Origin of the sequence: Limosilactobacillus portuensis, from assembly GCF_014838735.1 — a bacterium.
Lineage (GTDB): Bacteria > Bacillota > Bacilli > Lactobacillales > Lactobacillaceae > Limosilactobacillus > Limosilactobacillus portuensis.
This window is the reverse complement of sequence record NZ_JABUXQ010000010.1, coordinates 13,761-26,042: the sequence shown is the minus strand read 5'-3', so window position 1 is coordinate 26,042 and position 12,282 is coordinate 13,761. Positions and strand designations below refer to the sequence as shown.

Here is a 12,282-nt window from a genome sequence, read left to right as displayed (position 1 = left end):
ATACTAAGAGCTTTTTTGAGATTAATTTTCCTCAACTTGACTGTCAACGATTTGACGATATGTGCGGGTAGTCAATCCATAGAGAATAAGGTAAAGGATAAGGAGACTGATTGCTACAATTATTCCCACAGTGATCATTAGCGGAAGGTTATAGAAGTTAAGTTGGATCATGATTTGCCGAATTGCCGGAATGGCAAAGCAAAGGTTAACGATTGCACCAACTACGGGAAGAAGGAAGACCATCAAGACCTGACTGTGAATACTTTTAACGGTTTCCTTTTCACTAAGCCCAACCTGTTGCATTGTCTTAAATCGATTCCGGTCAGCATACCCTTCAGAAATTTGCTTGAAGTAAATGACGATTGTTGTTGTGATTGCTAGTGCCAAGCTGATGAGGATTCCAACGAAAACTAGTCCACCGTAGAGGCCGTTAATCAAAGACGTAATCGTTGCCTTACCGGTAAATGAAAGGTTATTAATCCTAAGCTTTGCTTGTAAGGCGTTTTCGAATTTAATTCGTTGCTTTTGGCTTCCTGGTAATTGGTAATTAAAAGTGGTTACGGTGGTTAATGGTAAAGACTTCGGAAGCTTATTAGCGATAGGTCGGGGTATAAATACTATGATCGGGATTGAAGTATCCTGAGAAGTGCTGAAGCTTTCTTGCATGATACTTTTGATCATTAACGATCAGCGTCCCAGCGTGCCCTTTATTATTGGTATAGGTCAAGGCTTCATTACCTGCAAGATGGACATGTTGATCAGTGATGCGGTTATATTCGTTGGTTGTTAATAAAATTACCGAACTGCTGGTTTTATTGTCCATTTTTTGAATACTGCCCTGACTAATGAATTTGTTATCCCGCCAGTAACCATATTGCGGAGTTGTCATTTTGTAAGTTAGGTAATGGTTAATTTTAGCGTGGTGCTGACGAGCAGTAGTGTTGATCGAACTTTTCTGTTCCGTTGTTAATCTTTGATTGCTTGTAATTACAACGTCTTCTGGAGCGTAGGATTTAACCGTACTCCCAATCCCAACGTAAAGGGTAATTGAAGTGAAGAGAATTACAAGGATTGAACTACAAAGTAAACAAATAGTGGCAAGACTGGCGCCGTTTTGCTGCATTCGCTGGATCATTCCGGAAACAGCAATAAAATGACGTGGTTTGTAATAGAAGCGTTTGTTTTTCTGGAGTAATTTTAAGAGAATGATACTCCCGATGATAAACACTAGGTAGGTACCGATTACTAACAGAATTACTGCTAAAAGGAAATGTGAGATAGCAGAAATCTTGGGCTTAATTGTGAGTGTAATGTAGTATGCCCAGATTAAAAGAGCAAAGCCTAAGATCCCAGCTATTGGATAGAAAATGCCATGACGTTTAGGAGATACTGCTTCGGGATGCCAGAGCTGGTTTGGAGTTAACCGGTGGAGTTTGACCAGATCAATCACCATAATGATCGCAAAAAGGCAACCAGTTAAAATAATTGTTTTGGTAATTGCCGATGAAACGAACCACGGTTGAGCGAGGTGCCCGATATTTAAAAGATAGCCCAAGCCAAGGAAGGCTAACTTCTCAAAGATGATCCCAAAGGCTAATCCAGCAACGAGGCTAATAATCATTAAATAGCATTTCTCGATAATTGTCAGGAGTTGAAGATTATGACTGGTCATTCCTAACATGCTATAAAGTCCGATCTCCCGGCTCCGTTGCTGCCAAAGAAAGCGATTGACATAGATTAGAAATGCTAAGGTAACGAGGAAAATGAACTTGAAGCCAAGATCCAACATTGCTGAAGTAACAGCCCCAGTATTAAGTTTCTTTAAGCTTGAGTTAGCTTCAATTGCAAGAAAAATGTAGTTAATAGCGACAAGCATAATGGTCGCCATTAGGTAGGGACCATAACTCCGCATGTTTCGCTTAAAACTAGAATTGATTAATTTAAAGTACAGCATCCTTATTCACCACCGTTCGTAAGGGTCATCATTGTATTGCTAATCTGCTCTTGGTATTCCTTAAGCGAGTCATCGCCACGGAATAATTCATGGTAAATTCTGCCATCTTTAATAAAAAGAGTTCGCTTAGCATGACTAGCAGCGGCAGCACTATGGGTAACCATGATGATTGTTTGTCCATTACCGTTAACGGTATCAAAGAGATCAAGAATTTCGTTACTGGTATTTGAATCAAGGGCACCGGTTGGTTCGTCAGCTAACAGGAGATCGGGTTGAGCAATTAATGCCCGGGCAATTGCTACCCGTTGCTGTTGACCACCAGATGTTTCTGTTGGAAAGCGATCAATGATTTGGTTAATTCCTAATGCTTTAGCAAGCGGCTTAACCCGTTTAGTCATTTCTGCTACGGGAACCTGGGCTAGGACCAATGGGAGGTATATGTTATCTCGGTTGGAAAGACTATCCAGGAGATTAAAATGCTGGAAAATAAAACCAAGGTGTTCGCGACGGTACTTAGCTGCCTCGTCAGCAGTCAGTTCGCTTAAATCTTGCCCGTTTAATAGGATTTCACCAGCACTAGCCTTTTCTAAGGTTGCGATAATATTCAACAAGGTGCTTTTCCCAGCGCCAGATTCACCCATGATTGCGATGTATTCACCAGCGTTAACGTCAAAGCTAATATCTTTGAGTGCGTGAACTGGGTGAGCTGAATTAGCATTATATGTTCGTTTAATGTGGCTAAGGTGTAAGAGGTTCATGATGATTGATCCTTTCTTTGATGGTTGCGTTTGTGAGAGAAGAGTACTTCTGAAGCGCAGTGGCTGATGTTCTAGGCAGCAGAGTCAAAATGTGTTCGCCCTAACCTTCCTCGAGCTAACGACCTCCGACTCCGACGGCAAGACGCCGTTCGTCGGAGAAATCGTTAGCCACCGGAAGGTCTTAACGGGCTCACACTCTATCTTCATTATAAAAAGGCTCTCCGGCAATTGGTACTTACAGAATTGCGGAGAACCTTACAGAATTGTAATGTTTATGAGCTGTGTTGTTACTTTTTAATGGCCTTGTGTTTGACATTATTTCCTGGGAAATGGAGAGTAGCACGAGTTCCCTGACCGATTTTGGACGTGATTGTTAGATCGAAATTTAGCTGGGCGGTGATCTTCTTAGCTAAATATAGACCCATCCCCGTTGACTTAGTTGTTTGGTGACCATTTTTGCCAGAAAAGCCATTGTCATAGATGCGGGGGAGATCACTGCTGGAAATTCCAGTTCCCTGATCAATAATTTGGAGACTGTTATCAGCCCAATTAAAGAAAATCGTTGCCCCATTAGGCGAATATTTAATGGCATTTGTTAGAAGTTGGTTGATACAGAAGCGGAGCCACTTTCTGTCAGTTAAGACAGAGATGCCGTTAAGGTGCTGGAGTTTGGGAACGAGCTGACGACTAATGAAAACAGAAGAGTTTTGCTTCAGGATTGTCATGATGAGTGCTTGAAGGTTGATCCATTCAAAATTAAAGTCATTGCTAGATATTGCGAGACGCTCGTCATTTAATAACATTTCTAAATGGTAGTCTGCCTGCTGGATAGCTTGACGGATTACCTTGCTGGGGACCATATCGTTATTTTCCGCGGCTGCCTGTAAACTGGTCAATGAATTTTTGATTTCGTGAGAATACAGTTCAACATGGTCTAACTGCTCTTGTTGATGATTATGCAAGCTCCGGATTAAATGTTCGCTTTTCCGTCGTTGGAACTTATTAGTATGGAGAAGTTGAGCTTCAATTGGGGTGCTTGCAGGGGTATCCCGTTCCTTAATGATTGCTTTTAGCCGTTTAGCAGATTGGTAGCTGTTGATGAAGAACCAAATTACTAGGAAGGGTAAGCTAAAGCGAATAACGTCCCAGAAAAAGCCCTTGGGGATGTAGTACAAAATTGTTAAGAGTTTAATAGTCCCGAGAAGAAAAAGGTAGCCAATGATAAGCGGTAAAAATGACTTTAATTGATAGAAACAGAATTTTTTATTTTGCATGACGGGTCACCAACCGATAGCCAATTCCACGTTCAGTTCGCAGATTATCATTCAAATTGACAGTTGCTAGTTTAGACCGCAGTCGACTGATATTAACGTTTAAAGTATTATCATTAAGGAATTTACCACCCTGCCAAAGCCATTCAAGAAGTTGCTCCTTAGTAACCGTTTGATTTAGGTGGGTAATAAGGACGCTGAGAAGGGCGCTTTCAGTGGGAGATAATTGAACAGTTCCCTTGGGTGTCGTTAGTTCATTAGTGAGTGAATTAAGATCATTCGTGTCCCAATTGAGGCTGTCCACATTGCCCGGTTCCTGACTTCTCCGGAGAAGCGCCTGGATTTTAGCTAGCAGGACAGCAGTAGAAAAGGGCTTCATGATGTAATCGTCAGCTCCAGAGGCGATTGCGTGCATAATATTACTATCAATATCCGCTGCTGAAATAACAATAATTGGTGCTTTTGTAATTTGCCGCACAGTACTAATCCAATAAAAACCGTCAAAAGTTGGTAGGGTAATATCAAATAAGATTAGGTCAGAGTCAGTTTCTTCCACTTCGTCCGCCACGTGATCCCAATCTTTAACGGTGATGATTGTGTGTTTCCATTTTGCTAATTCAGTTCTGATCGTTTTGATAATTGTGGGATTGTCTTCCACAACGAATACTTTAGCCATTTTTGAACCCCAAAAAAGTCAAATAACTAATCAGATCATACATTAAGAAAATCCCCAACTCAAATCACAAGGACCTGAGTTGGGGACTAGTAAGTTTATGTTAAGCTTGGGTATTTAAGTTAGCAGAGTACTTAGCTTCTTCTTTTTCAAGCCGGGCACGTTCACGCTTGTTGTACCATGGTGAAATGGTGAAGGCTAAGACATCATTGATGATGTAAACCATACTGTTAACGGCCATTGCTAATGAAGCATCACCTTGGGCAAATGTGATTCCCCAAAGAACCATCTGGAAGATTCCGGAAGCCAACCACCAGAAGTATTGGTTGTTGTACCGGAGGAAACAGATAACACCAGCAGTCAAACTAATTGAGAAGCTAATAGCATCAATCCATGGCCGCGGATCATTAGTTAAAGCACCGATCAGATAACCAGAAACTAGGTAAACAGCAATTGTTGAAAGAATTGCAACAATTGCTGTTTACCAGTGAATTTCCGGATTTTGGAGACCATGTTGATATTCCAATTAGCAGAGAGCAGGACTGGAATATCTAGAGTAACAACGTAAGCAAGCTGTTCACCAATACTGAGATAGTTTTTGGCGCTGAAACCAACAATGATAAAACAGATAGCAGAAAGGATTCCCAACCAACCATTAACGGATTTAGCAGCATTAATTGCTAAGATACAAAGAACTCCCAGTGTTGTTCCGATAAAGGTAATTACCGTGATCCAGGTAATTTTATCGTTTACCAAGGTCATTACCTGACAGCCAAGGCTGAAGAAAAACAGGTAGTAGTTTTGTTGAGGCCAACCCTTAAGCTGGTGAGCGAGAAAGTGTAAATAGTTCTTCATTACTCAAAGTCTCCTATATCAATATATTGTGTCCACGTTAAATGAATAAAAGCAAAAAATACAATATGTTGTGGACGATGTGCGAACGCAACGAGATCTAGTATAGCATTCTTCGCTAGCGAAACAAGCAGAAAAACAGCCGATTAATCAGTCGATATTTGCCTTAATTAGGTTAGTGCAGGGGGCCGAGTTAATTTCAAAATATTTTTTCCAAAACTGGTTTAAACTGATTCCTCAGGTGAGGTTAATCGAACGGCTAAAATTTTAACCTGGTAGGTAGACTGTGGTGCCTGAACGGAAACCGTCTGCCCAACTTTTTGATGCAGTAGCGCTTGCCCAAGCGGTGAGTCAAATGAAATCTTTTGCTTTTGTAAATCGGCTTCTTGCTTACCAACAATCGTATAGTCGACCCGTTCATCATCGTCTATAAATTGAAGGGTGACTGTAGTTCCAAGATCGATGGTTTGTGAGTCAGTGGGTTTGATGATTTCCGCATATTGAAGTTGCTTATTTAAGTAGCGCAACCGGCTTTCCAAATGACGCAATTCACGCTTAGCTGTACTATACTCGGTGTTTTCTGATAAGTCACCAAGAGCTCGGGCGGCTTTTAATTGAGCAATCTTGGCGGGACGCTGTGCTTGCAGCTTTTCGATTTCCTGCTCAATTTCGTGATAGCCGGTTGGTGTCATTTTTTGAAAATATACGTGAGCCATTGCTTCTTGGATCTTTTTACGTTGCATTAAAAATCGCTCCTTGTCGTCTTACTGACGGCCTAATTAATTGTTCATCTGTAATTATGATATGATAGAGAAGATAATTCAATTTTTGATGGAGGAATAATTGGGAAATGAGCGAACAGGAAGAACATATTAAAGGGTTCTTAAATTCGTCCACGTATGACCAGTTATCTGCTAATCAGCAGAAACATGCTCAAAATATTTTGACCCGGTTCAATAAGTATATGACCGAAGAGCACCAACTGGATGATACCGCGTGGACACCCCAAGCGGTTCAACAAGTAATGGTTGGTCAATTTATTGCTGATCCAGCGTTAACTAATTCGTTTGGAATTGCCGTGGCACCAGTGCTGAAGGCTTATCAAAAGTTCTTGGGGAATAAGCAATTAGGTGCAATTGAAAAGGCCATTGATGAGCAGCGCCCAGTAATGAATAAGTGCCGGAAAGCTCACCAGACATTGGCTGAATTAAATGGTGAACCACAAAAGTCAGCTGCTTCGGATCCTAAAAATCATGAAGCACCACAAAAAGATCAACCTGCTAACGAGTCGGTAAGTGAAGAACTAAAGCAACCAACGGCTCCTGTAAAGTTAATTCCAGCAGGGAAGATGAAGCAGGAAATTACGCGGATCAAAAAAGAGGTCGCTACTGCTCCGGAATTTAAAGAGAAGGACCTCAGCATTGCCGATCAGCAATATCTGGTTGCGGAATTTCTGCAATTAATGTATCAGGAATGTCATCAAGGAATTAATCAATGGCGGTTTGCTGACTTGCAATTGGTCTTGGGGATGATGATGCCGCTAGATCCAAATATTACCAAGTTGGAGATCCTAAATATCGTTCCAACTGCCCAAGCACTATTTGACTACTTGAAACGGACTGACCAGATTGATATGGAGCAGTACCGGGTTGCTTTGAAGTCAATTGCTCATATGCAAACTTCGCAAAACATGCTGGCTTCAATGGAGCGTCGTCAACGGACAACTCAATTGATGCTTTCATACATCCAGAGTCAAGGTGTCGATACTGATAACGTGAACAAAACCGAAAAGTGGATGGATGCCCACCAATCGCAAGTGGCAACGTTTATGCGGTCGATCCTTAGTCCGTGGGGAGAGTACGAGCGGCAACAACTACATAAGCGACAACAGGCAACTCGTCAACCAGTTCCGGTAGAAAAGGATCGGCAATTGTTAAGGAAAAAGCGAGTCCCACAAGGAATTAAATTTAGTAAGAAACGGCGAAAAAAGCGGAAAAAGTAATTAATTTATTTTGTCGTGCATGATGGAAAGGAGCTGAGATTAGTGAGTGCATATATTCCTGAAAACATGGAAGAAGTAGCTGTTCAGGTGGCTAAACACCAGGTTCATGGTGAACAAGTAACACCAGAAGAAGTGATTGAGCAGGCCGTTCCGGACATTTTGCAGGCCTTATTGGATGAGGCGCTTGAAGGACGCTACGATGAGGTAAAACGTGACGGGGATAAGTTAATTGTTACCGATGCAATGGGTGAACAAGTTGGTGTTGTTACACCAAACGGCAAAAGCTTTGTTGATGACTTCAAAGCTGATTCAGACGCATTGATTGGCTACCTTGAATCACAAGTTGCTAAGCTGGTTGGTGGCCGGTAAAGGAAATGACAATATAGAAAAAACTAATAAGCCTTTTTATAAGGTTCCCTCTTTCTATGCAGACGTATTTGTAGTTATTATTTGGTTGACAACCCTTTTCGAGAAAGATAGTTGGGTAATTAAAGTTATTGCGATTATCTTTTTAGGGTTTGAAGTTGTCGAGCTGCCAAAGTATTTCCTAAAAAAGAAATAGTTTTAAAATGAAAAACGATCGTAATGGGAAATTCCCATCACGGTCGTTTTTATTACGTTAAAGCCGATTTTTTATTTCATATGGCTTAGCCTTATCAGCTTTCGGCTTGACTTGCGCATCTTTTGCATAGAAGATTGCGTATTCTTCGTCATCGGGCCCCTTAGCAATAACGAGATCATCAGCTTCTCGTTCACGCTTGAAGATTTGGCCCTTTCGAACTGCCTCGTTGTAATCATGAATATTAGCGATTGAATCGCCAGGGTTAAAGAAAATTCTTGTTTCCATTTTATTATTCCTCCTTATGCCCGACTTGGAATATCAAATTCTGCCTGAGCTAAGATATGACCCTTAGCGGCATGGATAAACTCGTTTAACCAGTAGTGGTTTTTCAGCGGCAACTGGTCATCAAGAGCGTAAACCTTTAGTGTGTAGTGGTGGGTCTGATCTGGTGGTTGTGGACCGACGTAACCGCTAGAAATTGCAGGATCGCCATTAACTAGGGATCCAGCATTACTATTATTTCCTTGAACAAATTGATCGCTTAGTTGGCGACTAGCATTTGCCGGAATGGAAGTCATGGTGCTTGGAATATTAGCAGCGAGCCAGTGAATCCAGGTAAACCCACAAACTGGAGTGGAATCATAATCAATAAAAACAATAGCAAATGTCTTTGTCTCGGCAGGGGCTTTACTGATTTCAATTGGAAAAGATTTAATTGGGTGGTCAGCTAGCATTAAGTTAGCTGGAGCATACTTACCGTATTCATCAGCTAACATTCCGTTAATAAGCGGGACTGAAATTTTCATTAAAATCACTTCTTTAATCTAAATATAGTTGTTGTAGTTGCTTAAGATCATTCGGTGAGAGATCGAAGTATTCGGTTAAGTAATTTTGAACGTTTCCGTAATTAGTATTAATCAGATCAATTGCCTGGTTAAGGTAATCGACTGAAACAGAACCGAGAGCACGGCGATTTTCCACTACGACTTCACTTTCGCCCTTATCACGTAACGTTTGAAGCCACTGTTCTCGAAAGCTCTGAGTTGCCTTATTGGTAAGCAAGTAATCTTTCAGAATCGTTTCTTCAGGTACTTGGAGAGCACTTAGAATTAGGTAGGCAGCCATCCCTGTACGATCCTTCCCGGCAGTACAGTGAAAAAGACTGGCCTGAGCGGGGTTATTACTTAACAGAAGCTCAAACATTCGCTGGTAAGCAGCCTTAGCAGTCGGGAACCTCTACCATTCGACGGTAAACATCCAGCATGTGCTGATAGCCATTACCTGGTTTTAGAATCCGACTCATGATTTCTTCATCACTGTGGGAAGCGTCAGTCTCATCAGACTTAAATACTGGTAGATGATAATAACTAGCAGTCTGGGGGAGTTTATCAGGGGCTTGCTTAACCTCTTCTGGCGCCCGTAGATCAATATCGATCGTAACGGGAATTGCTGCTAGAGTGTTTAAATCATGTTCGTTTAAATGAGCAAGCGAACCGGAGCGAATGAGCCGGTGCCACTTTACATGACGTCCATCTTTAGTTTCGTAGCCACCCAGATCGCGAAAATTATGGCCATCTTGAATGTCTAATAAGCGTTGATCCGTCATGTCAAAACCTCCTTTTACTAAGATGAACTACTTGCGATCATCCTAAGTACTTTACCTTATTAATTGTACCCTACTTTAGCCAGTTTGATAACTTCTCCGCTAACCGGTACCCGCTTTCGGTGGCTCCAGATTGATCAGGATGGAGATCATCGGTAAAACTAGAACACCACCCCTGAGTTTCGATCAGGGGAAGCTTGTGTTTTTTAGTAAGATAACGGATTGACTCGGCGAACGTTTGACTAAACGGAATCATTGAGAGAATTGGAATTGACGGAAAAAGGGTAGTAACAAGGGACAAAAAGTGATCGTAACTTGCATTAAACTGGTCTAATGAAAAACGGCGGTCGTTAACGCCAAGGTTGATTACTACTAGATCAGGCGTGTTTGCTTGCCAAGAAGTCATGGCGTCAAGATTTGTTAAAAAGTGGTCTGCAGTCGGGACACCGCCAGTGGCTTGACGAAGCACTCCACCAGCGGAATAGGCAATTCGTACGTCGGTTGCGTGAAGCAAGTCAACAGCGGTCCCTGCATAGTTGCTTTCTGGTCGGTAATCAGTCGAAGCATTTCGTCCCGCTACCCAGCAGCCAGCGGTAATTGAATCGCCAATAAAATCAATCACCGGGATTGAAGGTGCACTAATCAATTCTCCTTGTTTGACGTCAATTGAAGTGATCGCAAACCCCTCGTTACCGTTCCAGACACGATCAAGATCCGTATTACCAGCTGTTATAATTTCAATTAAGTGGTTTGCCGATCCGCATTCTATATGCCAACTGCGGTGACTTGCTAGTTCACGGTGCCACTGGTTGCCGTCAATTCGCCAGGCGAAAATTTGTGAGGGTGAAAGTGGATTGTGGTTATCCAGCACATTAACTGTCAGGGTATTGACGTCTTTAGCGATGAACCGTAATCGGCTGCCAAGATTAGTAGTGTAGAGGGTTGCGGATTGGTTAAGCTTTTTAATGAACCAGCGACCATGAGGAGATATTAATTCATAAAGAGAATTTGGGGAGTAGCGATGCATGAAAAAAAATCCCTTTCCTTTTTTTATAATTATAGAACTTTAAACCGAACTAAGGGGAGACAAACAGGCGTCCTATCAGTCTTCACGGAAAACGCTTACAATATCATTGTTTCAAAAATGAAAGCGCTTGTTGACAAATGGGGTAAAAGAGTCTAAATTATAGTTTAGTAAAAGTTTACTAATTTGTTTAGCCACTTTGCTCAAGTGGTCATGGAGGTATTTTGACATGGATAAGCAAGATTTTCTTAAAGAATATCAAGACACATTTAAGGAACCAGGAAAGGATGTTTTCTTCTCCCCTGGACGAATTAATGTAATTGGTGAACATACGGATTACAATGGTGGTCATGTTTTCCCATGTGCAATTAGCATTGGTACTTATGGTGTTTATGGCCCACGTGAAGACACTACCGTAGCAATTTATTCAGCAAACTCCGCCAAGGTTGAAAATAGCAAGATCATTACTTTTGACATTAACGATGATCAACCACAATCTGCTAAAGATGAAAAGTGGGTTAACTACTTTAAGGGGATGCTTGTTTACCTCAAGCAACGCGGCTACAAGATCGATCATGGATTTAACCTTTATATCCATGGTTTCCTTCCATACGGTTCAGGCCTTTCATCATCGGCTTCAATTGAAATGCTGATGGGGAACTTATTAAAGGAAGAATTTAATTTAGATATTGATGAGATTGATCTCGTTAAGCTTGGTCAAAAGACAGAAAATGACTTTGTTGGCTTGAATTCTGGAATTATGGATCAATTTGCTGTGGGGATGGGGAAGAAAGATAACGCAATCTTCCTTGACTGCAACACCTTGGACTATAAGTACTTACCACTTGAGCTTGGCGACTACGAAATTATCATTATGAGTACGAATAAGACCCACTCACTAGCTGGTTCAAAGTACAACGAACGGGTTCAAGAATGTGAAGAAGCTGTAAAGCGTCTCAGCAAGAAGTTAAACATCAATAAGCTGGGTGAAATTGATTCTGAAACCTTTGATCAATACACCTACCTAATTAATGATGACACTTTGATTCGTCGTGCTCGTCACGCTGTTAGTGAAAACGAACGGACAAAGCGGGCCATCGATGCAATGCAAAAGGGTGACCTTGAAGAACTTGGTCGCTTAATCAACGCTTCACACGTTTCCTTGAAGTATGACTACGAAGTTACTGGTAAGGAACTTGATACCTTAGCAGAAAATGCTTGGGATCAACCTGGCTGCCTTGGTGCACGAATGGTCGGCGGTGGTTTCGCCGGCAGTGCAATTGCCATTGTTAAGAAGTCCGAAGCTGAAAACTTTAAGAAGAATGTTGGTAAGATCTACCGCGATAAGATTGGTTACGACGCCAGTTTCTACGATGCCGAAGTTGTGGACGGTCCGCACAAGTTGTAGAGTGCGAGCCGTGACGAACTAGCAACTGAGCACTAGGAAATCCCGGACGATGATTGTTTACAATCAAGGACGGGATAGCTAGGCGGAAGTTGCGGTCACGGCGAGCACGTTTCGGCTGTGTAATATTAGAAGCTGTTATCTCTAGCAAGTTCCTGGCGAGCACGTTTAATAGAGT

At 41.8% G+C, this 12,282-nt stretch carries 12 protein-coding genes and 2 pseudogenes; 3 read left to right on the top strand and 11 right to left on the bottom strand.

Annotated features, from left to right (window positions below; translation table 11 throughout):
- Nucleotides 1-21: 21 nt before the first annotated feature.
- The 6 genes and pseudogenes from HUK49_RS04500 to greA form a co-directional block, all read right to left on the bottom strand.
- A pseudogene (locus tag HUK49_RS04500) lies at nucleotides 22-1,954 on the bottom strand (FtsX-like permease family protein).
- Nucleotides 1,955-1,956: 2 nt separating this feature from the next.
- The gene (locus HUK49_RS04495) at nucleotides 1,957-2,712 is read right to left on the bottom strand and encodes an ABC transporter ATP-binding protein (RefSeq protein WP_191912817.1); all 756 of its coding nucleotides are present in this window, start codon (nucleotides 2,710-2,712) and stop codon (nucleotides 1,957-1,959) included.
- A gap of 287 nt (nucleotides 2,713-2,999) precedes the next feature.
- Nucleotides 3,000-3,986 (bottom strand): sensor histidine kinase, encoded by a 987-nt coding sequence (locus HUK49_RS04490; protein WP_191912816.1) that lies wholly within the window; start codon nucleotides 3,984-3,986, stop codon nucleotides 3,000-3,002.
- Nucleotides 3,976-4,659, bottom strand: coding sequence for a response regulator transcription factor (locus HUK49_RS04485; RefSeq protein WP_191912815.1), 684 nt, complete (start codon nucleotides 4,657-4,659; stop codon nucleotides 3,976-3,978). The genes HUK49_RS04490 and HUK49_RS04485 overlap by 11 nt, the downstream gene beginning before the upstream one ends.
- A gap of 100 nt (nucleotides 4,660-4,759) precedes the next feature.
- A pseudogene (pnuC, locus tag HUK49_RS04480) lies at nucleotides 4,760-5,511 on the bottom strand (nicotinamide riboside transporter PnuC).
- A gap of 221 nt (nucleotides 5,512-5,732) precedes the next feature.
- On the bottom strand, nucleotides 5,733-6,251 hold the full coding sequence (greA, locus tag HUK49_RS04475) for a transcription elongation factor GreA (RefSeq protein WP_191912814.1): 519 nt from the start codon (nucleotides 6,249-6,251) through the stop codon (nucleotides 5,733-5,735).
- Nucleotides 6,252-6,358: 107 nt separating this feature from the next.
- Between greA and HUK49_RS04470 the strand changes: the two genes are divergently transcribed.
- Nucleotides 6,359-7,510, top strand: coding sequence for a hypothetical protein (locus tag HUK49_RS04470; RefSeq protein WP_191912813.1), 1,152 nt, complete (start codon nucleotides 6,359-6,361; stop codon nucleotides 7,508-7,510).
- Between the two features lie 42 nt (nucleotides 7,511-7,552).
- Nucleotides 7,553-7,879: a hypothetical protein gene (locus HUK49_RS04465; RefSeq protein ID WP_191910861.1), complete on the top strand. Its 327-nt coding sequence runs from the start codon at nucleotides 7,553-7,555 to the stop codon at nucleotides 7,877-7,879.
- Nucleotides 7,880-8,129: 250 nt separating this feature from the next.
- Here HUK49_RS04465 and HUK49_RS04460 read toward each other — a convergent pair whose 3' ends face one another.
- The 5 genes from HUK49_RS04460 to HUK49_RS04445 form a co-directional block, all read right to left on the bottom strand.
- On the bottom strand, nucleotides 8,130-8,357 hold the full coding sequence (locus HUK49_RS04460) for a hypothetical protein (RefSeq protein WP_102167916.1): 228 nt from the start codon (nucleotides 8,355-8,357) through the stop codon (nucleotides 8,130-8,132).
- Between the two features lie 14 nt (nucleotides 8,358-8,371).
- Nucleotides 8,372-8,878: a YbhB/YbcL family Raf kinase inhibitor-like protein gene (locus HUK49_RS04455; RefSeq protein ID WP_191912812.1), complete on the bottom strand. Its 507-nt coding sequence runs from the start codon at nucleotides 8,876-8,878 to the stop codon at nucleotides 8,372-8,374.
- Nucleotides 8,879-8,891: 13 nt separating this feature from the next.
- On the bottom strand, nucleotides 8,892-9,275 hold the full coding sequence (locus tag HUK49_RS11455) for a tyrosine-protein phosphatase (protein WP_268890025.1): 384 nt from the start codon (nucleotides 9,273-9,275) through the stop codon (nucleotides 8,892-8,894).
- A 16-nt stretch (nucleotides 9,276-9,291) separates the two neighbouring features.
- Entirely contained in the window at nucleotides 9,292-9,678 is a 387-nt protein-coding gene (locus HUK49_RS11450; protein WP_268890024.1) for a tyrosine-protein phosphatase, read from the bottom strand.
- Nucleotides 9,679-9,748: 70 nt separating this feature from the next.
- Nucleotides 9,749-10,702: a GDSL-type esterase/lipase family protein gene (locus HUK49_RS04445; protein ID WP_191912811.1), complete on the bottom strand. Its 954-nt coding sequence runs from the start codon at nucleotides 10,700-10,702 to the stop codon at nucleotides 9,749-9,751.
- A 226-nt stretch (nucleotides 10,703-10,928) separates the two neighbouring features.
- Here HUK49_RS04445 and HUK49_RS04440 point away from each other — a divergent pair, with 226 nt between their 5' ends.
- A complete protein-coding gene (locus HUK49_RS04440; RefSeq protein ID WP_102167912.1) occupies nucleotides 10,929-12,107 on the top strand; it encodes a galactokinase in 1,179 nt (392 codons plus the stop codon).
- Nucleotides 12,108-12,282 lie beyond the last annotated feature (175 nt).